The following is a 23,854-nucleotide window of genomic DNA, read 5'->3' as shown; positions in this document are numbered from 1 at the left end:
CTCATGACCTCGCTCGCTCCCCTCGCTCGCCGTGCCTTCCTCCTGCTGGGCCTCGGCCCCCTCCTGGGCGCCTGTGGGGGCCCCGACGCCATGGGGCTGGAGCCGGAGGAGGACTTCACCACCCGGGCCTCGGCGCTGTGCACGGATCCGGACATCGCCGACGTCTCGGCCACGCTCGGCACGCAGCCGGGCAGCGCCGTGAGCGGCGAGTCCAATGGCGATGCCTATGGCAGCCCGGAGTGCCCCCGCCAGTACGTGGTGGAGGCCCTGTCCACCTCGGGCAAGCACGTGATCATCAGCGCGGCGTGGGGGGACTCCTCGGTGCAGAGCAGCGCCGCGCTCTGCCGGGCCGCGTGGCTGCGCGCCACCGCGTACGGCTCCGCCACGGGCGCCTCCTGGACGCAGCTCGGCTCGCTCACGGTCCAGGGCTCCTGGGACGACACCTTCGGGTGCTCGTTCATGTGGCCGCAGGACAAGGTGGTGCTGACCCTGTCGTCCTCGCCCCACGCGCGGCTGCGGGTCACGGCGCGCGCCTACATCACCAAGAGCACGGGCACCGAGTACCACCGGGTCAAGGCCCGCATCGCCATCCCCCTGCCCCCGCCGCCGCCGCCCGAGCTCGCGCCGGGCGACGAGGCCCCGTCGTTCTAAATCCCCTCTCCGCTGCCCGAGGAGTTCCACCATGAAGACCCTGACACGTGTTTCCCGGATGATGCTCGCCGCCGCGTCCCTGTTCGCCTCGGCGGCGGGCGCCCAGTCCGCCACCCTCGTCACCTTCCCCGGTGACCCGTCCGACAGCACCCTGGAGGGCGGCCAGCTCTCGGGGGTGCTCTACAAGCCGGCCCACTACGCCACCTCCACGTCGCTCCGGGCCGTGGTGCTCCTGCACGGCTGCTCGGGCTACTGGTCCAACCGCACCGTGGGCGCCACCAACGCCAACGGCACGCCCAACCTGCAGAACCAGGTGGAGAAGTGGGGCCTGACGCTCGCCTCGCAGGGCATCGTCGCGCTGGCGGTCGACAGCTACACCCGGCGCAAGCCCTCCACGGCGCCCTCGGCCTCGTGGCAGGACCAGTGCGCGGGCAAGACCTACGCCGGCCGGGTCGACCCCTACACCACCCGGGTGCGCGACGCGGAGCGGGCCCACGCGTGGCTCGCGGCCGACAGCCACATCGACGCCACGCGCATCGGCATCCTGGGCTGGTCCCAGGGCGCCCAGGCCGCCCTGGTGGAGACGGCGGAGCAGGTGTCCAACACGCCCTTCCGCACGACGGTGCTGTTCTACCCCGGCTGTGGCGCGGCCCTGGGCTTCGGCACGCCGGGCGCGAGCACCTGGCGGCCCCACCATGACCTGCGCTTCAACATCGGCGACGCCGACGGCTTCCACGGCGACTGCGCGGCGCGCGCCACCACGGCCCTCACCACCTATGGCTCCACGGCGGGCAGCGGGCACGAGCTGGTGTTCGTCTCCTACGCGGACGCCGGCCACGGCTTCGACGGCGAGTCGCAGGCCTGGAATCCCTCCTGCACGACGCCGGACGAGTGCGCCATGGTGTCCGCGGACGTGGCCTCGCTGAGCTTCCTGTTGTCGCGGCTGTAGGCGGAAGGACTGGACAGCGGCCCCGGCGGTCCTTATCTCGGAGGTCATGCCGCGCGTCCCACCTTTCCAGGCGGGACGCGCCGGGTCCGGGAGGTGGGATGGAGCGCACGCCGCTGCATGGCTGGGACGTGACCCCCGAGCGCGCGGTGGCGCTGCAACGGGAATTGCGCGAGCGCGTGGTGCTGCGCGTGCCCGAGGGCTGGCGGGTGGAGCGGGTGGCGGGGGCGGACATTTCCATGAGCCAGGGCGCGCCCTGGGCCTCGGGGGGCTTCGTGGTGCTGGACGCGCACACGCGCGAGCCCGTGGCCCGCTCCAGCGCGGTGACGCGGCTGGGCTTTCCCTACGTGCCGGGGCTCTTGTCCTTCCGGGAGCTGCCGGTGCTGGAGGCGGCCTGGGACCGGCTCGGGACGCGGCCGGACCTCATCATCTTCGATGGGCAAGGCACGGCGCACCCCCGGCGCCTGGGCATCGCGAGCCATGGTGGGCTGCTCTTCGGGGTGCCGTCCATCGGCTGCGCCAAGTCCCTGCTGGTGGGCCGGCACGGCGCGCTGGGCGAGGAGCGGGGCGCGGTGGCGGACATCCTCCACCAGGGTGAGGTGGTGGGGCGGGCGGTGCGCACGCGGGCCCGGGTGGCCCCGGTGTACGTGTCGCCGGGGCACCTGATGGACCTGGACACGGCGGTGGACTGGGTGCTGCGCATGACGTCGCGCTACCGGGAGCCGGAGACGACGCGGCACGCGCACCGCTGGGTGAACGAGGTGCGTCGGGCGGCGCTGGCGGACCCGGCGCTCACGCGCTGGTGAGGAGCACGGCGGCGAGCCCCACCAGGCTCTCCCCGGCGATGAGCCCCGAGGCCAGGGGCACGGTGAGGCTCTCGGCGGTCGCGGGCCTCGCGCGGGCCAGGAGCGCCGCGGCCAGCGCGCCGAGGAACAGCGACACGGAGAAGGACGCGGGCAGCACGAAGGCGAGGCCGAGGCCGATAGGAGAGGGCAGCCAGCGCTGGAGGCGGGCGGGGCTCCAGCGCTCGAGCAGCACGAGCCCCACGCCGAGCACGACGCCGCCCAGCACGCCGCCGCGCGCCGCCGCGTCCAGGTGGCCCAGGCCCGAGGCGAGGGCGCGCGCCATGGCGGCCACGAAGTAGCCGCTGGGGGCGGGAAAGCGCTCCTCGCTCAGGGCGGAGCCGTCGGGCACGAGCAGGTAGAAGACGGGGACGATGAGGAGCGAGCCGAGCACGCTGCCGCCGAGCTGGGCGAGGAAGGTGTGGCGGGGACGCACGCCGAGCAGCGTGCCCGCCTTCACGTCGGTGAGCAGGTCCGCGCTGGCGGAGGCGATGTTGCCCGTGAGGCTCGCGGCCATGGTGTTGGGGAGCGCCTGTCCGGGAAGCAGTCCGCCAAAGACGAGCTGCGCCACGTGGCCGAGGGTGCCGTAGGGCGTCACGTCCGTCTCGCCCGTGGCCCGGCACGCCACCGCCGCCAGCGCGAAGGACAGCGCCACGCCCAACAGGCCCAGCGCGAAGGGGACGTCGAAGGCGGCCCGGCCCACCGCCGCGACGGCGACCGCGAGCAGCCCCACCCCGGCGAGGAACACCCCGCGCGGGACGTCGTGGGGCTCGGTGGGCTCACGGGCCTCGGGCGCCGGGCGCAGGGCGGCGAGGGCGCGGCGCACGAGGCCCGGCTGGAGCGCGAGCTGGGTGAGGGAGGCGCTCGTGGCCAGGGCGGCGCCGGGCCACAGGCTCCACTCGAGGATGCCGGTGTAGCCCAGCGTGGGCAGCAGGCCCTGGGTGTGGAGCACGGGGGCGAGCACGCCGAAGCACAGGCCCGCGCCGAGCAGCAGGGAGGTCGCGATGCGGAGTCCCACGATGGCGCCGGTGCCCAGGGGCAGCAGGGTCAGGTCCAGGGCGAAGGTGAGCGAGGCGAGCGGCACGCCGAGCACGGCGCCGGGCAGGGCGAGGGTGGCCGGCAGCCAGGCGAGGCCATCGCGCAGGAGCGCGAGCAGCCCCGCGCCCGTGGCGCCCCAGCCCAGGGCCCGGGCGCTCCGCTGGCCCGCGGCGTCCCCCGCGTGGAAGGAGCGCGCGAGCGACGCCGCGGCGAGGCCCGAGGGAAAGGGCAGGGGCTCCTGATGGAGGAAGGGACGCTGGAGGGGCAGGGCGATGAAGACGCCGAGCGCCGAGCTGAAGAGCGTCCAGAGCAGCAGGGCCCAGAAGGGCGGGTGGTGGCCGGCGAGCAGCAGGTAGCCCACGCTCGCGTTGATGATCGTCCCGCCCGTGGAGTAGCCGGCGGAAGAGGCCACGGACTGCATGATGCTCGTCTCGGACAGGCTGAGCGTGGGCCCGAAGACCGAGGGCGCCAGCCGCAGGAGCGCCCGCCACGTGCCCACGCCCACGACACAGGCGATGAGGGCGGCGGGAAAGCCCAGGCCCGTCTTCAACCCCACGTACAGGTTGGACAGACACATGAGCGCGCCGAGCACGCCGCCCAGTCCCAATGCGCGGGGGGTGAGGGCCGAGGGGGTGGACATGGCTCAAACCCTACTCAATCCCGGGGGCGCAGCGTCTCCAACTCGGCGAGCAAGGCCTGGAGCTCGGGCGCCTCCAGGGCCCGGCGCACCGAGGCGAAGAACTGGGAGAGGTCCCCCGCGCCCTGGTGCTCGTAGACGGTGGCCTGCAGGCCCATCTCCAGCCTGTCCACCTGCCGCACGAGCCGCGCCTCCAGCGAGGTGCCCCGCTCGTACTCCTCCCACAGCGCCAGGTAGTCGGCCCCGCGCGGCAGCGGGGCGAAGAGGTGCTCCACCGCCTCGCGCTCGCGCCGCAGCTTGTCCTCGCGGCTCACGCCGTCATGCGGCGTGATGTCCCCGGCGCGCGCCTCGCCCACGTCGTGCAGGAGCGCCATGCGCACGAGCTTGGTGGCGTCCGCCTCGGGGAAATGCCCGTCGGCGAGGAACAGGCACAGCATCGCCACGAAGTAGGAGTGCTCGGCCACGCTCTCGCAGGTCTCGCGCGGGATGCCCACGCGCAGCCAGCCCTGGCGGAAGAGGTGCTTGAGGTGGTGCAGCTCGAGGTAGGCCTCGATCAGGGGCGAGACGCCGCGGCCCTGGAGGAGCGCGCGGGAGGGGGCGGCCTTGGTGTGCATGGCGCCCGAGGCTAGCCGAGCGGCGCGGGCTCAGCGATTCCGGGGGCCGAACGGCTGAACGCGGTCGGGCGGGGCGATGCGTCGCTCGGGCGAGATGATGGTGGAGTAGGTGGGCGTGGAGTTCACGAGCGCCAGGATGAGCAGGCTGGCGCTCTCGCCGGGGCTGCGCTTGAAGAGCGGGGCGGGGAAGTTCACCCGGAAGGCGGCCTCCAGGGGCCCGCCGCAGCTGCGCTCGCCCAGGAAGCCCAGCGCGCCGCGCATCAGCTTGTAGCGGCAGCGGCCCACCTGTCCCTCCAGCCGATCCGGCTTGAGCGTGTAGTCCACGCGCACCGCGCCGAAGTAGCCCCAGACATGGAAGTCCTCGCCCTGCTCCAGCGTGAGCCGCGCCTGGCGATTGCCCACCGAGCCCGCCACCTCGGTGGCCGTCAGCGACACGTCGATGGGCGCGCCCTGGAACTGGCCGCGCAGCGTGTCGTGCGAGAGGAACAGGGCCGAACTCGGACCGGTGATGCTCTCGCCGTCGACCCGCAGGGCCTCTCCGGCGGGCTGTCCCAGCGGATAGCCGGGCGCATCGCTCCGGGTGAGGCCCTGGGCCCCCGCGCATCCGCTGGCGAGCACGACGAGACACGACCACAGCGGAAACCTGGACATGGGAACGACCTCCGAGACGGGGTGCCGAGACATCCGGAACAACGCCAGGGACCGGCGGCCATATCGGCGCGGAGGTTTGTTGTTCCCCGGTACAACGGACGGGGGGTGCAGTGCTTGTTAGTCCACAGGACTTGAATTCAAGGGGTTCCCGTTTTCGATGGGAGGTCGCATGAATGACTCCCGGCTTCCTCGCGACAGACGTCCATCTCCCAGGATCTCGGACTCCATGGACTCGACCATCCTCGTCAGGAACAACGTCACGCTGCGCGGTCGCGGAACCCGACCCATGCTGTTCGCGCATGGCTTCGGGTGTGACCAGAACATGTGGCGCTTGCTGACCCCCGCCTTCGAGGCGGACTACCGGGTCGTCCTGTTCGACTATGTCGGCTCGGGCCGCTCGGACCTGCGCGCCTACAACCCGGAGCGCTACGCCAGCCTCCAGGGCTATGCCCAGGACATCCTCGACATCTGCGGCGCGCTCTCGCTCCGGGACGTCGTGCTCGTGGGGCACTCGGTCAGCGCGATGATCGGGCTGCTGGCCGCCATCCAGGCGCCCTCTCTCTTCCACCGCCTCATCCTGGTGAGCCCCTCGCCCCGCTACCTCAACGACGGGCCCCAGTACCCGGGCGGCTTCGACCGGAGGGATCTCGAGGAACTCCTGGCGACGATGGACCGCAACTACATCGGCTGGGCGAACGTGCTCGCGCCCCTCGTCATGCGCAACCCCGAGCGGCCGGAGCTCACCCAGGAGCTCTCCGAGAGCTTCTGCTCCACGGATCCCGTCATCGCCCGGCGCTTCGCGGAGGTGACGTTCTTCTCGGACAACCGCCGGGATCTGGCCAGCGTGACGGTGCCCTCGCTCATCCTGCAGTGCTCGGAGGATCTGCTCGCGCCCGTGGCGGTGGGCGAGTACACCCATCGCCACCTGCGGGGCAGCACGTTGGAGGTGATGCGCGCCAAGGGCCACTGTCCGCACATGAGCGAGCCCGAGGAGACACGCGCGCTCATCCAGCGCTACCTGTGTGCCACATGAGCGCCCTGGCCACCCATCCCCACGAGGACCTGCTGCGACGGGCACCGTGTGGCCTCTTCGCGTTCAGCGCGGAGGGCACCCTGGTCGCCGTCAACGACACGCTGCTGGAGATGCTGGACCAGGCCCGGGAGGACGTGCTCGGCCAGCCGGTGAGCACGCTGCTGACGCTCGCCAGCCGCATGTTCTACGAGACCCACGTCTTCCCGCTGCTCCAGATGCACGGCCGGGTGGAGGAACTCTCGCTGTCGCTGCGCGCCCGGAGCGGCGAGTCCGTGCCCGTGCTGCTCAACGCCGTGCGGCGGGAGGCGGGCGCGGACATCGTGCACCACTGCGCCGTCATGTCGGTGCGCGAGCGCGGAAGGTACGAGGACGAGCTGCTCAAGGCCCGGCACGAGGCGCAAGAGGCGCTGCGGAGCAACGAGGCGCTCACCCAGGCCCGGCGGGAGCTGGAGGCCCACGCGCGGGAGCTGGACCAGAAGCTCAGCCTGCTGGAGCTGCGCAACCAGGAGCTCACGCGCGTGAGCACCGTGCTGTCCCAGGACCTGCGCGATCCGGTCCGGCAGCTGTCCACGTTCGCCTGCCTCTTCACCCGCGAGGATCGGCTGGGCCTGTCCCTCACGGGTCAGCGCTCGCTCGAGCGCATCAAGACCGTCAGCGCCCGGCTGGAGCAGCTGGTCGTGGGACTGCACCAGTTCATGGCCCTGGACTCGTTGGAGGAGCCCCTGGAGGAGGTGGAGCTGCTCGAGACCGTGGGAGACGCCCGGCAGTGGGTGGCCGAGATGGGCGCGGGCCGCGTGACGGCGCTGCGGTGTGAGGCGCTCCCCATCGTCCAGGGCCGTCGCCGCCAGTTGATGATGCTCTTCTACCACCTGCTCGACAACGCGGTGAAGTTCCACAAGCCCGGCGAGGCGCCGCGCATCGACATCCGTTGCCAGCTCCTCCAGCAGAACAGCTTCCGCTCCATCAAGGATCGCTACCACTACACGGACTTCGCGCGGATCACCGTCACGGACCAGGGCCTGGGCATCGACCGCCAGTATCTCGGCTACGTGTTCGAGGTCCTGCGCAAGCTGGACGCGGACTCGCCGGGCCTGGGCGTGGGCCTGGCCATCTGCCGCAAGGTGGTGGAGAACCACCAGGGCTCCATCTCGGTCGAGTCGGAGCCGGGCGAGGGCACCCGCTTCACCCTGCTCCTGCCCCTGCGGCAGCGGGTGGCTTCCCGGGGCGAGGTCTCCCAGGACGACCCGGCCCCCGCCTGTCCGCCCGCCGAGGAGCCCACTGTGGCGAAAGGCTGAAACCGTCCGCCGGGGTCCCGCGTAGTCGGAGGGGTACGCCCGCGCCGGGCGTCTGGAGCCCGAGACCCCATGCCGTCCTCCCTCCCCGCTGTTCTCCGCGCCCCCGCCGGGGGCGTGTCCTGGCTGTGGCCCCTGGCCCTGGCCCTGCTCGTGGTGTCGAGCGCCTGCAGCGATGCGCGGGGCGCTCCGCCCGCCGCGCGGGCCGAGGCGGCCGCCGCCCTGCCCCGGGCGGTCGAGGGCGAGCGGTACACGAAGCCCTCGGACGAGGCGCTGCGCCGCGCCCTGTCGCCCCAGGCCTACCAGGTGACGCAGCACGAAGGCACCGAGCCCGCCTTCCGCAACGCCTTCTGGAACCACCACGAGGAGGGCCTCTACGTGGACGTGGTCAGCGGCGAGCCGCTCTTCTCCTCGCGGGACAAGTTCGACTCCGGCACGGGCTGGCCGAGCTTCACCAAGCCGGTGGACGCCCGCCGGGTGGTGGAGAAGCGGGACGTGAGCCTGGGCATGGCGCGCGTGGAGGTCCGCTCGAAGGACGGCGACTCGCACCTGGGCCATGTCTTCGAGGACGGGCCCGAGCCCACGGGGCTGCGCTATTGCATCAACTCGGCGTCCCTGCGCTTCGTGCCCGTGGACGCGCTGGCCGCGCAGGGCTACGGCGCCCTCCTGCCCGCGTTCGGCCGCGCGGCCCCGGCGCCCGAGGCCAAGGCCCCTCCCGCCGCCAACATCAAGGACGCCCTGACGGAGACGGCGTACCTGGCCGGCGGGTGCTTCTGGGGCATGGAGGACCTGCTGCGCAAGATTCCCGGCGTGGTGGAGACGGAGGTGGGCTACACGGGCGGCACCCAGGCCTTCGCGCACCCCACCTACGAGGACGTGCACACGGGGAAGACGGGACACGCGGAGGCGGTGCGGGTCGTCTTCAATCCCAAGGTGCTGACGTACGAGTCGCTGCTGGAGAAGTGGTTCTTCCGCATGCACGACCCCACGACGCTCAACCGCCAGGGCAATGACGTGGGCACGCAGTACCGCTCGGCCATCTTCTACCTGTCGGACGCGCAGCGCCGGGCGGCCGAGGCGGTGAAGGCCCGGGTGGACGCGTCGGGCAAGTGGAAGCGTCCCGTCGTCACGACCATCACCCCCGCGGGCCCGTTCACCCCGGCCGAGGGCTACCACCAGGACTACCTGGTGCGGAACCCGGACGGCTACACCTGCCACTACCTGCGCGACTGAGCGGGGCGGGACGGGGAGCGCCCTGGACACCCCGGGGGCCGCTGACATAGACGCGACGGGGCATGGACGCTCCCTCCTACCGGACCGAGACGTGGGTGACGGGCGGGCTCGTGGTGGCCGCGATGCTCGTGCTGGTGCACCTGTGCGGCTACCTCGCCGTGCCCATGGTGGACGACGCGGCCATCTCGCTCGCCTACGGGCTCACCTTCTTCGCGGGCGAGGGCTTCCGGGTCACCCCCGCCTCGCAGCCCGTGGAGGGCTTCTCCAACCTCCTGTGGACGCTGCTGCTCGGGCTCAGCGGCCCGCTGCGCCTGTCGCACGAGGTGTATGGCCATGGGCTGGGTGTCCTCTTCGGGGTGCTGGCCCTGCCCGTTTTCGCCCTGTGGGGGCCGGCGTGCGAGGACCGGGCGCCGCGCTGGGAGGACGCGCTCGGGCCCTGGGTCGTCGCGCTCAACCCCACCTACGCGTATTGGATCTCCAGCGGCATGGAGACGGGCCTGGAGGCGTTCCTGCTCGGGCTCAGCGGACTCTTCCTCTTGTGGGAGCTGCGCACGGGCCGCTCCGCGCACGTGGGCTGGGCGCTGGGGCTCCTGTGCCTCACGCGGCCCGAGGGCGCGCTGTTCACCGTGGCCGCGGGGGTCGTGTGGATGGCGCGGCGCTCGGCGTGGCGCCAGTGGCCGGGCCGTCAGGAGGCGCGAATCGCGGGGTGGTTGCTCCTGCTGGTGGGCGGGTGGGCCGTGCTGCGCTGGTGGTACTTCGCGGACGTCGTGCCCAACACGTACTACGCCAAGCGCTTCTGGGACTTCCACGCGCGCGAGTACCTCACGGGCTTCTTCACCACGTACCGGCGCTTGAGTGGCCTCGCGCTCGGGGGGCTCGTGCTCGGGGCGCTGGGGGGCGGGGCCGGGCCGCGCCGGAGCGCGCTGGTGGCGCTCTTCGCCGGGTGCGGCGTGTTCTTCGCGTGGAACTCCAAGGGCGACTGGATGCGCGAGTGGCGTTTCCTCGCGCCGGTGCTGCCGCTGTGGGGCGCGGCCCTGGCGGTGGGTGTGTCGGGCGCGCGGGCCCTGGCCGAGCGGCTGGCCGCGCGCGCCGGGACGTGGCCCGCGCGGGGCGTGCACCTGGTCGTCGGCGCGGGGCTCGTGGGCGTGCTCCTGCCGGCGCTGGGCGCGGCGGTGGCGCGGGCGCCGGCCATCAAGAAGGACCCGGAGCTGCCCTATTCGTTCATCGCGGGGCTGTTCAAGCCGGTGCGCGAGCAGACGCGGGCCTGGGGGCAGGTGCGGCCGCTGCTGGCGTTCCCGGACCTGGGCGGACAGGCCATGATGCTGCGCGAGGCGGAGATCATCGACGTGGCGGGCCTGGCGGACTACGCGCTGGCGCACCACGCGAACAACCCCGCGGCCATGGAGGACTACCTGCTGTCCGAGGGGCCTGGAATCCTCATGGACGTGCACGGGCCGAGCATCCACCTGGGCCGCTACGAGCGGCTGATGGCCCGCTACGAGCGTCACCAGGGGCCGGTGTGGCGCCTCAAGGGCCTGAGCGCGACGGAGGACCCGCGCTGTCCCGGAGGCAAGGCGGCGGTACTGGCGCTGGACGTGAAGGCGCTCACCGAGCGCTTCGCGGCGCTCATCCGCGAGGGGCAGGCCGAGGAAGGCCTGGGGCTGTGGCGCTGCGCCACCGCGTACCTGCCCAAGGACCGGCTGCCGGACAGGCGCACGCGGAGGCGGCTCGCGGACGAGGCCCAGGCGCGGGCCGAGGCCTTGGCGCGAGGCAACGAGCCGCTGTCCGCGCTGCGCCACCACTCGCTGGCGACGCTGCTGGACGACGGCGACGCGCACCGCCGCCGCGCCACGGAGCGGCTGCGCGCCCAGGTGTTTCCCCGGACGGGTGCGTGACGCTCAGGGCGTGAACACCGCGCGGATGCAGCCCTCCTCCTTCTTCTTGAAGAGCTCGTAGCCGCGGGGGGCCTCCTCGAGCGACATCCGGTGCGTGGCGAGGTAGGAGGCATCCAGCTCCCCGCGCCGCACGTGCTCGAGCAGGCGTGGCACATAGGCCTGCCCATGCTGCAGGGCGCTGCGCACCGTGAGGCCCTTGGTCACGATGGCGCCGATGGGGAACGCGTCCATCACCCCGTAGACGCCGAGGATGGACAGGGTGCCGCCCTTGCGGCACGCGCGGATGGCCTGGCGCAGGGCCTGGCCGCGGTCGGAGTGCAGGTGCAGCGCCTGCTTCGCCCGGTCATACAGCCCCTCGAGCCCGGTGCCGTGCGCCTCCATTCCCACCGCGTCGATGCACGAGTCGGGGCCGCGTCCGCGCGTCAGCTCGCGCAGGGCTTCCAGGACGTCGTCGGTCTGGGTGTAGTCCAGGGTCTCCGCGCCCGCCTTCTCCCGGGCCAGCCGCAGTCGCTCGGGAAAGCGGTCGATGGCGATGATGCGCTCGGCGCCCATCAGCCGCGCGCTCTGCATGGCCAGGAGCCCCACGGCGCCCGCGCCCCAGACCGCGACCACGTCACCCGCGTGGAGGTTGCAGAACTCGGCGCCCATGTAGGCCGTGGGCGCGGCGTCGGACAGGAAGAGCACCTGCTCGTCGCGCAGCCCCTCGGGGACGCGGAAGCAGCCGTGGTTGGCGTAGGGCACGCGCACGTACTGCGCATGGGCGCCCGGGTAGCCCCCGAAGGCATGGGTGTAGCCGTAGATGCCCGCCGAGGCGTATCCGAACGCCTCGCGCTGCACCTCGGGCTTCGGGTTGGTGTGGTCGCACAGGGACCAGAGGTCGTGCTCGCAGTACCAGCACCCGCCGCAGCCGATGAAGGACGGCACCACCACCCGGTCGCCCTTCTTCACCCGGTGCACCTCGGCGCCGGTCTCGACGACCTCCCCCATGAACTCGTGGCCGAGGATGTCCCCCTGCTTCATCGTCGGCACGTACCCGTCGATGACGTGCAGATCCGAGCCGCACACCGAGGACATCGTCACCCGGAGGATGACGTCCTGGGGGTGGAGGATGACGGGGTCCGGCACGGTCTCGACCCGGAGATCGTTGACACCATTCCAGCACAGCGCGCGCATGTGGCCTCCCTGTCCAGAATGCTGGGGAGGCCTCCGCTCCCGGACAACCGCCGGGAATCGGGAGGGCCCGCTCGCTCCTCGGCCAATCGTGGACCTGTTATGTCTGTCCTTCGTGTTGTTGGGAGGGAGGACCGCACATGAACTACCGGATGCTGGGCCGCACGGGCCTGTATGTCTCGGAGCTGTGTTTTGGCGCGATGACGTTTGGCGGGGAGGGAATGTTCAAGGTGGTGGGCAACCAGGGGCAGGCCGAGGCCGATGCCCTGGTGGGCCGCTGCCTGGACGCGGGCATCAACTTCTTCGACACCGCGAACGTGTACTCCAATGGCCAGTCCGAGCAGATGCTCGGCAAGGCGCTGGGCGAGCGGCGCAAGGACATCGTCCTGGCGACCAAGGTGCGCGGGCGCATGGGACCGGGGGTCAATGAGGTGGGCCTGTCGCGGGGACACATCCTGGACTCGGTGCACGCGAGCTTGAAGCGGCTGGGCACCGACTACATCGACCTGTATCAAATCCACGGCTTCGATCCCGTCACGCCCCTGGACGAGACGCTGCGCGCGCTCGATGACCTCGTCCGCCAGGGCAAGGTGCGCTACCTGGGCGCGTCCAACCTCGCCGCCTGGCAGTTGATGAAGGCGCTCGGCATCAGCGAGCACCGGGGCCTCTCGCGCTTCGAGTCGCTGCAGGCCTACTACAGCATCGCGGGCCGGGACCTGGAGCGGGAACTGGTGCCCCTGATGAAGGACCAGCAGGTGGGCCTGATGGTGTGGAGTCCGCTCGCCGGCGGCTTCCTGAGCGGCAAGTTCCGCCGGGACACGCAGGGGCCGGAAGGCGCGCGCCGCACGTCGTTCGACTTCCCGCCGGTGGACCGCGAGCGGGCCTGGCCCATCATCGACGTGATGGATGGCATCGCCCGGGCCCACGCCACCTCGGTGGCGCGGGTGGCGCTGGCGTGGCTGCTGCACCAAGCGCACGTGACGACGATCATCATCGGCGCGCGGACGGCCGAGCAGCTCGAGGACAACCTCCAGGCGCCCTCCCTGAAGCTCACCGCCGAGCAGCTCGCCGCGCTGGACAAGGCCTCCGAGCTGTCGCCGGAGTACCCGGGTTGGATGGTGACCCGGCAGAGCCAGAACCGGGCCCCCGAGTCGAAGTAGCGCGAGGGCGGGCGGCCAGGCGGCTCGCTGGTCGCCCGGACAGGGGGGCTCGCCGGGTGCTTCTCCCGGTGCCACCTTCCTCGCGGGAGGTCGTCATGGGCACCTGCGAGGTTTGTGGCAACGAGTACAGCATGGCGTTCCAGGTCATCACCGCCGGGGTGACGCACACCTTCGACTGCTTCGAGTGCGCGGCACACAAGCTGGCGCCGATCTGCGAGCACTGCGACTGCAAGGTGTTGGGCCACGGCGTGGAGGCCGGGGGCCGCTTCTTCTGCTGCGCCCACTGCGCCAAGGCCGAGGGCGCCCGGGGCGTCGTGGACAACGCGGAGCACGCGCCGTCGCCGTGAGCCCCGGGGCGCCCTTTCGGCGCGGGTCAGGGGTTGCCGGCCCCGCCGCTCGCGCCGTACACCTGCCCGGTGATGTAGCTCGCCTCGTGGGAGGCGAGCAGCACGTAGACGGAGGCGAGCTCCACGGGCTGGCCCGGGCGGCCCAGCGGCGTGTCCTGGCCGAACCCGGGCAGCTTGTCCGGGAACTGTCCCCCGCTGGGTTGCAACGGCGTCCAGAAGGGCCCGGGGGCCACGGCGTTCACGCGGATGTTCTTGTCCGCGAGCTGTTTGGCCAGGGCCTTGGAGAACGTCACGATGGCGCCCTTGGTGGTGGCGTAGTCGAGCAACTGGGGCGAGGGGGCATAGCCCTGCACCGAGGCGGTGTTGATGATGGCCGCGCCGGCGGGCAGGTGGGGCACAGCCGCCTTGGTGATCCAGAACATCGCGTAGAGGTTGGTCTTGATGGTCCAGTCGAAGTCCTCGGCGCTCAGGTCGAGGATGGAGGCGTGGGGCTTCTGGCGGGCGGCGTTGTTGACCAGGATGTCCAGGCCGCCGAGCTGGGCCACGGCCGAGGCCACCAGCTTCTTGCAGAAGGCCTCGGTGCGGATGTCCCCCGGGAGGGCGACGGCCTTGCGGCCCTCGGCGCGGATGAGGGCGACGACCTCCTTGGCATCCGGCTCCTCGGCGGGCAGGTAGCTGATGGCGACGTCGGCGCCCTCGCGCGCGTAGGCGATGGCGGCGGCGCGACCGATGCCGGAGTCCCCGCCGGTGATGAGCGCCTTGCGTCCGCGCAGGCGGCCCGAACCGACGTAGCTCTTCTCACCGTGATCCGGGCGCGGGTCCATCTTGCTGGCGAGACCCGGCCAGGGCTGTTGTTGAGCGGGGAAGGGCGGGCGGGGATGGTCCGGAACGGCGGGCGGCGGAGTGGCCTGGGCGGCGGCGGGGACCCCCGCGTCCGGCGCGGGCTGGGCGGCGGCGGGGGAGGCGACGGTGGCGACCGCGACGCCGGTGAGCAGACCACCCACGGCCTGGCGTCGCGAGAGGATGTCCGAGTCTTTCTTCGTCATGGTGCGGGTTCCTGGGTGGGGGAAAGACGCCCAGGATGCTCCCGCCAGTGACTCACGCCATGGTGTCGCGGGCCCAGTGTCGGCGAGCGGGAACCCGACGACGCGAGATTGTGCACGGGAGGACGTCAGCCCGCGTCGGGTGCTGGCGGGTGTTCCTCGAGGGGTGCGGACACGCCCGGCTCGGCGGGAGTCCAGGTGCCGTCGGAGTCGGTCGAGGGCTCACGCGGGAACTCGGGTTGCCCATCCAGGCGGCGGCGAAGAATGCGGCCGTCTCGGCGGATGGCATATCGCGCGCCCGAGTCGAGGGCGGGGGACTCACGACCGCAGTGGGCCGGGTTCTCGGAGATGGAGATGAAGAAGACGTCGCCCTGTCGGAGGATGCGGTAGCTCTGGGCCTCTTTCTTCAGGGCACATGGCACGTCCGCGGAGTCGGGCGGAAGGAAGTCGTTGGCGGCGATCTGGAGGGCGCGCAGGGCCTCGCCATCCACGAGGGTGATGCCGCCCGAGGCGCCGACTTCGGTGGGAACACGGTCGAAGAAGGGCGGGAAGACGACGGAGGGATCATCCTCGAGCGGAATCAGCGGTGGACCCTGTCGCACGAACAGGCCGCATCCGGTGAGCGCGAGAAGCGAGGCGAGAGCGATGTCTTTGACGTTCACGGAAGGTCCCTCGGCCGGGCAGGGGTGGGCGTCCGGACGATGGAGAACGTGCCATCGAGCGCCCAGTTCACGACGCCAATGCGCTTCTTCCTCCACCCTGCAGATGGGTTGTCCCACTGCAGTAGTTCACGCGAAGTCACGCCGGGAGACTGCTCACGCCTGTCACGAGGATGCTGCGCTGGGCGTGGTCCACTTCGTAGGTGAAGCCATAGCGCGCCTCGTGGAACGTGAGGTGTCCCTTCGTGGGCGTGAGTTCGGGCTCCTTCGCGGCGCGTTGGGCCAGTCCTTCCAGGGTGTGCACCAGGTACATGTGCGGCAGGCTGGGCAGGGCGACGACCTGCATCCGCGCCAGGTTGCTGAACTCGGTGCGGTACGGCGGGGGATCCTGGGACATGAGGGCGGGCACTCGGACGACGGGAAGGGTGAATCACGAGCCATCCCACGCGGGCACGCAGCGCCCCGGCGGGACCCCGGCGGCGCGCGCACCGCGCCCCGGGGTACATCACCGCGCCAGGTCTAGCTGGCGCCCTTGCTGTCCTTGGCCTGCTCCTTGGCCCAGGTGTCCTTGAGCGTCACCGTGCGGTTGAACACGGGCGCGCCCGGCTTCGTGTCCGCGTCCACGCAGAAGTAGCCCAGGCGCTCGAACTGGAAGCGCTCGTCCGCCTGCGCCGCGCCCAGGGCCGGCTCCATCTTGGCGCGGAGGACTTCCAACGAGTTCGGGTTGAGGTTCTGCTTGTAGTTGAAGGTCGCGGCCAGCTTGGGATCCTTGGGCGTGCGGTCCGGCTCGGCCACGTTGAAGAGCCGATCGAACAGCCGCACCTCCGCGTCCACGGCGTGCGCGGCGGACACCCAGTGGATGGTGGCCTTCACCTTGCGCCCATCCGGCGACTCGCCGCCGCGCGTGGCGGGGTCATACGTGGCGCGCACCGCGGTGATGTTGCCCGCGGCGTCCTTCTCCACCCCCGTGCACTTGACGAAGAAGGCGAAGCGCAGCCGCACCTCCTGCCCGGGTGCGAGCCGGAAGAACTTCTTGGGCGGGTTCTCCATGAAGTCGTCCTGCTCGATGTACAGCTCGCGCGAGAAGGGCATCTGGCGCGAGCCCGCGGACGGGTCCTCCGGGTTGTTCACCGCGTCGAGCATCTCCACCTGGCCCTCGGGGAAGTTCTCGATGATGAGCTTGAGCGGGCGCAGCACGGCGAGCCGGCGCGGCGAGCGGCGGTTGAGGTCGTCGCGCATCGCGTTCTCCAGCCGGCCCACGTCGATGCTGGCGTCGAACTTGGTGACGCCCACGTCCTCGCAGAAGGCGCGCAGGGCCTCGGGGGTGCAGCCGCGCCGGCGCAGGCCGGACAGCGTGGGCATGCGCGGGTCGTCCCAGCCGCGCACGTGCTTGCCCTGGACCAGCTCCAACAGCTTGCGCTTGCTCATCACCGTGTAGGTGAGGTTGAGCCGCGAGAACTCGATCTGCTGCGGGTGGTAGACGCCCAGCTGATCGAGGAACCAGTCATAGAGCGGCCGGTGGTTCTCGAACTCGAGCGTGCACAGCGAGTGGGTGATGCGCTCGATCGAGTCCTCGATGCCGTGCGCCCAGTCATACATGGGATAGATGCACCATTTGTCGCCCTGGCGGTGGTGGTGGGCGTGGATGATGCGGTAGAGCACCGGGTCGCGCAGGTTGAAGTTGGGCGACGCCATGTCGATCTTCGCCCGCAGGGTGCGCGCGCCGTCGGGAAACTCGCCCGCGCGCATGCGCCGGAACAGGTCCAGGTTCTCCTCCACGCTCCGCTCGCGGAAGGGGCTGTCGCGGCCGGGCTCGGTGAGCGTGCCGCGGTGCTCGCGCATCTGCTCGGCGTTCAGGTCGCACACGAACGCCTTGCCCTTCTGGATGAGCTGCTCGGCGTAGGCGTACATCTGCTCGAAGTAGTCCGAGGCGAAGAAGAGCCGATCGCCCCAGTCCGCGCCCACCCACTTCACGTCCCGGAGGATGGAGTCGACGTACTCCTGCTCTTCCTTCGACGGGTTGGTGTCGTCGAAGCGCATGTGGAACTGGCCGCCGTGCTCCACCGCCATGCCGTAATTGAGGTGGATGCTCTTGGCATGTCCGATGTGCAGGTAGCCGTTGGGCTCGGGAGGAAAGCGGGTGCGCACACTTCCGCCGAACTTTCCGGACTGGTTGTCCTCCGCGATGATCTGACGGATGAAGTGGACGGGCTTGGTCTCGGTCTCGGCCATATGGAAACGGGTCTCCTCTAGAGGGCCCACACTCGCCCAAAAGACGGGGGGAACGAAAGAGAATCATCCGGGCCCGGGGGGAGATTCCGGGCGGGCGGGAGGGCGGGCGGCCGGGTGGTGTCCTCGGGGGAGCCCACCCCGGAGGACCCCCGGGTCTCGTACCGGGGGGCGGTCGCGACGGTGGCGGGGGCGTGTCATCGTTCCGTCCTCCCCCCACGCAGGAGTTCCGGCCCATGCAATTGAGGCTCAAATACCCCCCCACGCCCGAAGCCGCGCCCAAACACGCCGCCCTGTGCGTCTGCGCGGCCCTGCTCCTGCACGACCTGGAGCTGGACTACTCCGTGGAGAGCCTGCTGCCCCTGGACGCGCTGCTCGGGCGGCTGCGGCACGAGGGGGTGCCGGCCGAGCAGGTGGCCGAGGTGCTCTTCGCCATCGGGTGCTACGTGGGCGAGGTGTTCGTGCGGCACGCCGGGGCCGGGTGGTGTCGGACCGAGGGCACGTCCATGGAGGGGGTGACGGGCTTCCCCCTGCTGATCCGACTGGGCCCCGAGCGCTACTGCAACCCGGTGGGCAAGGTGTTCAAGCGCATCGTCGAGGGCGAGGAGCACGGCCTGCCCTCGTTCTACGCGTTGTTCTCCCGGCGCGAGGCCCCGGCGCGTGACTTCCTGTATGACCGGCACTGACGGCCGGGCTCACCGTGGGGCGCGGGGGGCGTCCTGGGGGAGCAAGGCCTGGAGCTGGCGCGTGTCCAGGTTCGCGCCGCGGCCCATGTCGATGTAGGTGCGCGCCATCAAGCGGGTCTGATCGTTCACCTTGGTGAAGTGGGCCCGGAAGAAGGCCTCCAGGTCCACCGGGGCCAGGCGGGTGGCCACGGCCAGCGCGGACTTGAGCACGAAGGGCTTGAGCAGGGCCTGGACGGAGGCGGAGGACGCCCCGGTAGCCCACTCGGCGATCCGCGCCGCCTCCCGCGCGGCGCCCAGGGTGCGCGCCAGGGGCTCGGGCTGGAGCAGGCGCTCGAAGCTCCACCCCTGGGTCTCCAGTCCGAGCATCAGGGCGCAGAGCACCGCGCTGGGCACGGACACGGCGCGCGTCACGTCGGGGTCCTCCTGGGCCGGGTAGCCCCCGGCGCGCAGCGCGGAGAGCACGGGCCAGAGCCGCTCACGGGTGCCGCTCAGGAGGCCCTTGGTGAGGGGCGGCATCCAGAACGCCGTGCCCGGCCCGGCCAGCGCGTCCCCGGGCGTCAGGGGCGCCTGGAAGGCGAGGAAGGGAATCATCCCGGTGAGCAGTCGCTCGGGCGGCACCCACTGCGACAGCCACTCGCGATCGTCGAGGGCGGGCTGGAGCATCACCCAGGTGGCGTCGCCGGTGCTCGCCGCGAGCTTCTTCACCCAGTCCCCCGCGCGCAGGGCGGTGGAGGACATGCACAGCCAGACCTGGTCCCAGCGCGTCTTCTGGACCTCGCGCTCGGAGGTGAGCACGCCCACGCCGCTCAGGGGGCGGGGGGCGGGCGCGCGCTCGCGGATCGTCAATTCGTACAGCGCGAAGCCCTTCTGGGCCTCGGCGGCGTACTTCGGCTTCACGAAGAAGGTCACGGCGCAGCCGGCCGCCTGCAGGTAATGGCCGAAGACCTGTCCCACGGCCCCCGCGCCCACCAGGAGGACGCGCGGTTGTTCAGTCGTCATGCGCCCAGCATGTCACGCGATGCGTCGCGCGGGGGGCTCATCGAAGTGGGCGAGCGCCGCCTCGGCGTCGATCGTGAAGCCGAAGTGCCGCAGCTGGTCCGTGCTCCAGTCCACCGCGTCGGCCAGGGTGGGCAGCAGCACGTGGGGCATGGGCATGGGCTGCACGTGGTGCATGATGCTCAACAGCAGCCGCAGCGCCGCCGAGTCGGTGACGAAGACGACGCCCATCATGCACGCGCGCAACTGGGCGTCATGGGCCCGGAGCCAGTCCGTCTGCATGCGCCGCTGCTCGGAGGAACACGTGACGCTCGCCCGGCGCATGTCGTGCACGAGCACGTGCCGCTCGCCGCGCGCGAGGTAGCGGCTGCGCTGCGCGAGCGCTTCGGACAGGTGGGCATTCGAGGCCCGCCCGTCGTAGCGGATGAGGAGCAGGGGGTGCAGGCTGTCGTCGAAGGTGACGGTGCGCGAAGGAATCATGAGGGCAGGGGCTGAACCGCCCGCCATTCTAACCGAGCCGGTGGGGCCTTCGCTCGGGACTTCCTCATTTTCCTGGGAGGACCTGGACCCACATGTATGGATTCAGGGCGCGGGGTCTTCGCGCAGCACCTCGTTGAGCAGGCTGGTGTCCACGAGGCCCGACAGGTCGGAGCTGGAGATGAAGCCGAGCTGGCGTGCGTGGTCCGCGGCCTGCTTGAGCTGCTCGGGCATCACCTGGAGGGCGGGCTCCAGGCGCGAGAAGGCATCGTGGAGCACGGCGTTGGCGATGGGGCGGCCGGCCGTCTTGGCGAAGGCGGCGTTGACGCGGGGCACGAAGGTGTCGGGGTGCTGCTGCCACTCGCGGGTGAGGGCCACGTGCACGCGCAGGAGCTTCTTGAGGGGCTCGCGCTGCTTCTCCAGGGCCTCGCGCGTGGTGACGAGCACGGTGGTGTGGAAGCGGCGCTGGGGCCAGAGGTCCCGCTCGTCCACGAGGATGTGGCCGCCCCCCTCGGCCACCATGCGCGCGCCCCAGGGCTCGGGCACCCACGCGCCCTCGAGCTTGCCGTTGAGGAACAGGCCGAGGATGTCCGGGTTGCTCAAGGGCGTGACGGTGACGTCCTGGCCGGGCTTGAGGCCCTGCTGTCCGAGCCAGTGGCGCAGGGCGATGTCCTGGGTGTTGCCGAGCTGGGGCGTGGCGAGCGTCTTGCCCTTGAGCTCCGCGGGCGAGCGCGCCGTCTTGGTCACCAGCACCGCGCCCGAGTCCACCGCGGCGGCGATGATGCGCAGCTGCTTGCCCGCCTTGAGGAAGGTGTTGATGGCGGGGCCCGTGCCCACGTACGTCGCGTCGAGCGAGCCCGCGGTGAGCGCCTCCATGGCGGCGGGGCCCGCGTTGAACATCTTCGTCGTGAGGCCGGGCACGGCCCGCGTGAAGTCCCCCGAGTCGTGGCCCACCAGCGCCTGGGCATGGGTGATGTTGGGGAAGAAGCCCAGCCGCAGCGCCCCCGCCTCGCCCCCGGCCGGCTCCTTCTTGCAGCCGACCACCAACCCACACAGCACCGCGAGGCCCACTCCCAACAATCCAGCGCGCATGACCCGTCCCTCCACTCCCCCGCCACCAGAGCACGCTCAGCCCGTCGCCAGGCCCCAGCGTCGGCGGATCCGCAGCTCCACCGTCTGAAACAGGACGCGATCGATGAAGGTGCCCACGGCGATGATGCACACCATCACCGCCATCACCTGGGGAATCTCCATGAGCTCCCGGCCCATGGTGAGCAGCTGGCCGAGGCCGCCGGACACGTACAGCAGCTCGCCCGCCATGAGCGCGCGCCAGGCGAAGCTCCACCCGAGCTTGAGGCCGGTGACGATGCCGGGCAGGGCCGCGGGCAAGAGCACCCCGTAGAACAGCCGGGGGCCGCGCACGCCGTAGGTGGCCGACATGCGCAAGAGCAGCGGGTCCACCCCCATCACCCCGTCCTCCACCGCGATGGCGATGGCGAGCACCGAGCCCATCACCACCACGAAGATGATGGACGTCTCGGTGAGGCCGAACCACAGGAGCGCCAGGGGCAGCCAGCAGATGGAGGGCAGGGCCTGCAGTCCCACCACGATGGGGCGCAGCGCGCGGCGCAGCACCGCCGCGCGGCCCATGGCGAGCCCCAGGGGCACGCCGATGAACACCGACAGGCCATAGCCCTGGGCCAGCCGGCGCAGCGACAGGAGGAGCGCCTCCCCCAGCCGCCCGTCGCGCATCATCCCCCAGAGGCTCTCAGCGACCACCCTCGGTCCCGGAAACAGGTGATGGGGCCAGGGGCCGAATCGCGCGAACAGTGCCCAGGCGCCCAGCAGGCCCACGAGCACCAACAGCTTCTGACCCAGGTGCCATGCCTTCGTCATGTGCTCCGTCCTCGCCCGGTGTGCCGGACCCCTCGAGGGACTCACTCTCGTGGAGCATGGTGCGGATCTGCCGCGCCAGGCCCACCAGTTCCATGTCATCCGGCCCGCGCGGCATGGGCAGCCGGACCTCGAAGTCGCGCAGGATGCGGCCGGGCCGGGGCGCCATCACCACCACGCGGTTGGCCAGCACCAGGGCCTCGGTGACGTCGTGGGTGACGAACACGATGGTCTTGTGGGTCTCCAGCCAGATGCGCTGCAGGAGCTCGTGCATGTGCTGGCGCGTCTGGGCATCCAAGGAGCCGAAGGGCTCGTCCATGAGCAGCACCTGCGAGTCCACCGCCAGGGCCCGGGCGAGCGCCGTGCGCATCTTCATGCCGCCCGACAGCTCGTGGGGCATGACGTCCTCGAAGCCGTCCAGGTGCACGTAGTGCAGGAAGCGGCGGGTCCGCTCGGCGCGCTCCTTGCGCGACAGCCCCCGCGCGGCGAGCACGAACTCCAGGTTCTGCCGCACGGAGAGCCAGGGGTAGAGCGCCGCCTCCTGGAACATGAGCAGCCGGTCCGGACCGGGTCCTTGGATCTCCCGCCCGTCCAGGCGCACGTGGCCGCCGGTGGGGTGGATGTGGCCGGCCAGCGCGTAGAGCAGCGTGGACTTGCCACACCCGGACGGGCCCAAGAGACAGACGAACTCCCCCGAGCGGATGTTGAGGTTGACGTCCTGGAGCGCCACGACCTTGTTGGCGTAGCGGTGCTCCATGCGCTTGACGGCGATCTTCGCCGACTGCTCGTCCACGCGCGCGGGCACGAGCGTCTCCTTCACCGTCTCCTTCACCCGCCGCATGCTCCGGAAGAGCGTGCGCCAGAAGCGCCCGAAGCGCCGGGGCGCCGGACGGGAGGCCGTGGAGGGACGCGTCGGCTCGGCGGCGGGAGGCGTGGGCGTCATGACGCGGTCGTAGCGGAGGACGCGGGTTTCACAGCGCGAGTTCTGAAGGTCATAGGAGAGACACGTGTCGATGGGCCGTGAATAGACATGCAGCGAGATGGCGGTGCCGCGCCCGGCGGGGCGCACCGCGTGGAGTTCCTGGTCCACGGTGTTGTGGGCCACCGTGCCCGGGGGCAGGCGGTAGGGCGCCCCCTCGTGCTCGATGACGGCGGGACCGGGCGCCCGCCCGCCCGCCACGAGCCGGTAGTCGCTGACCTCCAGCTCGCCGGCGATGACACTCAGCACGCAGTCCTGACCGTCATGGCCGTGGATGGGCGAGCACGAGCCCCGGCCCCAGCCCATGACGATGATCTCCAGATCCTCGTCCCGGTAGACGAGCGTGCGCGTGTAGCGGCCCGTGGGCTTGAGCGCGTAGGGCTCCACGTGGCGCGCCTCCAGCCGCCCCCGCCGCATCACCTGGGCCAGTGCCGCCACGCCGCCCACCGCATGCGCCTGCCGCAGGCGCTGAATGAAATGCGCCAGGGAGGGAAAAGAAGTCGCCTCGGACGTCTCCTTCTCGGAAGCGAGCGCGTCCCCTGGCGTCCACAGACTCGTTGGGCTCCCTTGCATGGTCGCTCTCCTTCCTTTCTTCTCCCCTGTCCCCATGGGTGGGGTGAGGCTCCCCAAATGTGTGTCTTTGGCCTTCAAGCGCCAAGGCAGGCGAAGTGCCGCAAATTGCGACTTCCCGCCTTTTTGGGCAGGGGTGGTGGTGCAAGGAGGGCGCCACCGGGGTGGAGATGTGTGGAGTGGCGGACCGTTGGACCGTTCTGGAGCGCTTCCTTCCTCGCTCCCGTCCCACACGCGGGCGTCGCGCATCGACCCGGAGGCGGGGAGGGCCTCCGGGGACGCGGCTGGACGCCTGGGGTCAGGACTTCTTGTTGTTCTTCTCCGCGCGCTGCATCCGCTCGAGCCGCTCGGTGCTGCCGCCCAGCTTTCCCGCCACGTAGGCGCCCGCCGTGGCGAGGCGGTGGCCCAGGCCGGGGGCCGCGGTGGGCGCGGCGCGGGACTGGGTGAAGAAATCCGTTCCCACCTGGAGCAGGGCGCGCGCCATCTCCTGCTCGTCCCGCGAGGCGCGAGGGTAGAGCAGGGCGGCGACCCGGCCGTGGCCATGCGCCGCCGCCTTGAGCAGGGGCACCTCGCCCAGGCGGTCGGGCAGACCAGGGTCCGCGCCCCGGGCGAGCAGGGCATTCACGAGCGCTTCCTCTCCCTGCTCGGCGGCGAGGGCCAGCGGGGTGCGGCCCTCGGCGTCGAAGGGATTGGGATCGGCGCCGCCCGCGAGCAGCGCCTCCAGGCGTTCGAGGTCTCCGGCGCGAACGGCATCGAACAAGGTCATCAACCGCCTCCTGGTCGCGGAGCATGGCGCGTTCCCGGAGCGCGCGC

Annotated in this window: 24 protein-coding genes; 10 read left to right on the top strand and 14 right to left on the bottom strand. The window is 71.4% G+C overall.

Translation table 11 applies throughout. From position 1 onward, the window contains the following. Positions 1–3 precede the first annotated feature (3 nt). The 3 genes from I3V78_RS00555 (at position 4) to I3V78_RS00545 (ending at position 2,403) form a co-directional block, all read left to right on the top strand. Complete coding sequence (locus tag I3V78_RS00555; protein WP_204484362.1) at positions 4–651, top strand: hypothetical protein; 648 nt, start codon at positions 4–6, stop codon at positions 649–651. 31 nt (positions 652–682) lie between these two features. Then, the gene (locus tag I3V78_RS00550) at positions 683–1,600 is read left to right on the top strand and encodes a dienelactone hydrolase family protein (RefSeq protein WP_204484361.1); all 918 of its coding nucleotides are present in this window, start codon (positions 683–685) and stop codon (positions 1,598–1,600) included. Between the two features lie 98 nt (positions 1,601–1,698). Next, entirely contained in the window at positions 1,699–2,403 is a 705-nt protein-coding gene (locus I3V78_RS00545; protein ID WP_204484360.1) for an endonuclease V, read from the top strand. Here I3V78_RS00545 and I3V78_RS00540 read toward each other — a convergent pair. Genes I3V78_RS00540 through I3V78_RS00530 form a run of 3 tightly spaced genes read right to left on the bottom strand, consistent with a single transcriptional unit; the run spans position 2,390 to position 5,379 of the window. Beyond that, the gene (locus I3V78_RS00540; protein ID WP_204484359.1) at positions 2,390–4,117 is read right to left on the bottom strand and encodes an OPT/YSL family transporter; all 1,728 of its coding nucleotides are present in this window, start codon (positions 4,115–4,117) and stop codon (positions 2,390–2,392) included. The two genes, I3V78_RS00545 and I3V78_RS00540, sit on opposite strands and share 14 nt — an antisense overlap. Before the next feature lie 14 nt (positions 4,118–4,131). Continuing rightward, positions 4,132–4,728, bottom strand: coding sequence for an HD domain-containing protein (locus I3V78_RS00535; RefSeq protein WP_204484358.1), 597 nt, complete (start codon positions 4,726–4,728; stop codon positions 4,132–4,134). 30 nt (positions 4,729–4,758) lie between these two features. Beyond that, positions 4,759–5,379, bottom strand: coding sequence for a hypothetical protein (locus tag I3V78_RS00530; protein WP_204484357.1), 621 nt, complete (start codon positions 5,377–5,379; stop codon positions 4,759–4,761). 226 nt (positions 5,380–5,605) lie between these two features. On the opposite strand from I3V78_RS00530, the gene I3V78_RS00525 reads away from it, so the two are divergent. The 4 genes from I3V78_RS00525 to I3V78_RS00510 all read left to right on the top strand — a co-directional run bounded on the left by I3V78_RS00525 (position 5,606) and on the right by I3V78_RS00510 (position 10,832). Further along, the gene (locus tag I3V78_RS00525; RefSeq protein ID WP_204484356.1) at positions 5,606–6,412 is read left to right on the top strand and encodes an alpha/beta fold hydrolase; all 807 of its coding nucleotides are present in this window, start codon (positions 5,606–5,608) and stop codon (positions 6,410–6,412) included. Then, the gene (locus I3V78_RS00520) at positions 6,409–7,707 is read left to right on the top strand and encodes a sensor histidine kinase (protein ID WP_204484355.1); all 1,299 of its coding nucleotides are present in this window, start codon (positions 6,409–6,411) and stop codon (positions 7,705–7,707) included. Before I3V78_RS00525 ends, I3V78_RS00520 begins: the two co-directional genes overlap by 4 nt. A 69-nt stretch (positions 7,708–7,776) precedes the next feature. Next, positions 7,777–8,937 carry a bifunctional methionine sulfoxide reductase B/A protein gene (locus tag I3V78_RS00515; protein WP_204484354.1) on the top strand — a complete coding sequence of 387 codons (1,161 nt, stop codon included), beginning with the start codon at positions 7,777–7,779 and terminating at the stop codon, positions 8,935–8,937. A 62-nt stretch (positions 8,938–8,999) separates the two neighbouring features. Beyond that, positions 9,000–10,832 carry a hypothetical protein gene (locus tag I3V78_RS00510; protein ID WP_204484353.1) on the top strand — a complete coding sequence of 611 codons (1,833 nt, stop codon included), beginning with the start codon at positions 9,000–9,002 and terminating at the stop codon, positions 10,830–10,832. Positions 10,833–10,835: 3 nt separating this feature from the next. Here I3V78_RS00510 and I3V78_RS00505 read toward each other — a convergent pair whose 3' ends face one another. After that, positions 10,836–12,005: a zinc-dependent alcohol dehydrogenase gene (locus I3V78_RS00505; RefSeq protein ID WP_204484352.1), complete on the bottom strand. Its 1,170-nt coding sequence runs from the start codon at positions 12,003–12,005 to the stop codon at positions 10,836–10,838. Between the two features lie 137 nt (positions 12,006–12,142). On the opposite strand from I3V78_RS00505, the gene I3V78_RS00500 reads away from it, so the two are divergent. Further along, positions 12,143–13,162, top strand: a complete 1,020-nt coding sequence (locus I3V78_RS00500) for an aldo/keto reductase (protein WP_204484351.1) — start codon at positions 12,143–12,145, stop codon at positions 13,160–13,162. Positions 13,163–13,257: 95 nt separating this feature from the next. Further along, on the top strand, positions 13,258–13,509 hold the full coding sequence (locus tag I3V78_RS00495) for a hypothetical protein (RefSeq protein ID WP_204484350.1): 252 nt from the start codon (positions 13,258–13,260) through the stop codon (positions 13,507–13,509). A 26-nt stretch (positions 13,510–13,535) separates the two neighbouring features. Here I3V78_RS00495 and I3V78_RS00490 read toward each other — a convergent pair whose 3' ends face one another. The 4 genes from I3V78_RS00490 to I3V78_RS00475 all read right to left on the bottom strand — a co-directional run bounded on the left by I3V78_RS00490 (position 13,536) and on the right by I3V78_RS00475 (position 17,443). Next, positions 13,536–14,555 (bottom strand): SDR family oxidoreductase, encoded by a 1,020-nt coding sequence (locus tag I3V78_RS00490; RefSeq protein ID WP_204484349.1) that lies wholly within the window; start codon positions 14,553–14,555, stop codon positions 13,536–13,538. A 125-nt stretch (positions 14,556–14,680) separates the two neighbouring features. After that, positions 14,681–15,214: a hypothetical protein gene (locus tag I3V78_RS00485; protein ID WP_204484348.1), complete on the bottom strand. Its 534-nt coding sequence runs from the start codon at positions 15,212–15,214 to the stop codon at positions 14,681–14,683. Between the two features lie 136 nt (positions 15,215–15,350). Next, positions 15,351–15,608, bottom strand: a complete 258-nt coding sequence (locus I3V78_RS00480) for a hypothetical protein (RefSeq protein WP_204484347.1) — start codon at positions 15,606–15,608, stop codon at positions 15,351–15,353. Between the two features lie 122 nt (positions 15,609–15,730). Continuing rightward, positions 15,731–17,443, bottom strand: a complete 1,713-nt coding sequence (locus I3V78_RS00475) for a glutamine--tRNA ligase/YqeY domain fusion protein (RefSeq protein ID WP_204484346.1) — start codon at positions 17,441–17,443, stop codon at positions 15,731–15,733. A gap of 233 nt (positions 17,444–17,676) precedes the next feature. On the opposite strand from I3V78_RS00475, the gene I3V78_RS00470 reads away from it, so the two are divergent. Continuing rightward, on the top strand, positions 17,677–18,126 hold the full coding sequence (locus I3V78_RS00470; protein WP_204484345.1) for a hypothetical protein: 450 nt from the start codon (positions 17,677–17,679) through the stop codon (positions 18,124–18,126). A 9-nt stretch (positions 18,127–18,135) separates the two neighbouring features. Here I3V78_RS00470 and I3V78_RS00465 read toward each other — a convergent pair whose 3' ends face one another. From I3V78_RS00465 to I3V78_RS00435, 6 genes are all read right to left on the bottom strand, one after another. Beyond that, entirely contained in the window at positions 18,136–19,125 is a 990-nt protein-coding gene (locus I3V78_RS00465) for a ketopantoate reductase family protein (protein WP_204484344.1), read from the bottom strand. Between the two features lie 12 nt (positions 19,126–19,137). Then, on the bottom strand, positions 19,138–19,602 hold the full coding sequence (locus I3V78_RS00460; protein ID WP_204484343.1) for a hypothetical protein: 465 nt from the start codon (positions 19,600–19,602) through the stop codon (positions 19,138–19,140). Between the two features lie 102 nt (positions 19,603–19,704). Further along, positions 19,705–20,691 (bottom strand): ABC transporter substrate-binding protein, encoded by a 987-nt coding sequence (locus I3V78_RS00455; RefSeq protein ID WP_204484342.1) that lies wholly within the window; start codon positions 20,689–20,691, stop codon positions 19,705–19,707. Between the two features lie 36 nt (positions 20,692–20,727). Next, the gene (locus tag I3V78_RS00450) at positions 20,728–21,462 is read right to left on the bottom strand and encodes an ABC transporter permease (RefSeq protein ID WP_420840446.1); all 735 of its coding nucleotides are present in this window, start codon (positions 21,460–21,462) and stop codon (positions 20,728–20,730) included. After that, entirely contained in the window at positions 21,368–23,044 is a 1,677-nt protein-coding gene (locus tag I3V78_RS38885; RefSeq protein ID WP_239576235.1) for an ATP-binding cassette domain-containing protein, read from the bottom strand. Before I3V78_RS38885 ends, I3V78_RS00450 begins: the two co-directional genes overlap by 95 nt. A gap of 295 nt (positions 23,045–23,339) precedes the next feature. Next, the gene (locus tag I3V78_RS00435; RefSeq protein ID WP_204484340.1) at positions 23,340–23,807 is read right to left on the bottom strand and encodes an ankyrin repeat domain-containing protein; all 468 of its coding nucleotides are present in this window, start codon (positions 23,805–23,807) and stop codon (positions 23,340–23,342) included. Positions 23,808–23,854 lie beyond the last annotated feature (47 nt).

Origin of the sequence: Archangium primigenium, assembly GCF_016904885.1 — a bacterium.
In the GTDB taxonomy this organism is placed as follows: domain Bacteria; phylum Myxococcota; class Myxococcia; order Myxococcales; family Myxococcaceae; genus Cystobacter; species Cystobacter primigenius.
Note: the sequence above shows the minus strand (reverse complement) of the source record. Positions and strands in the feature narration are given on the sequence as shown.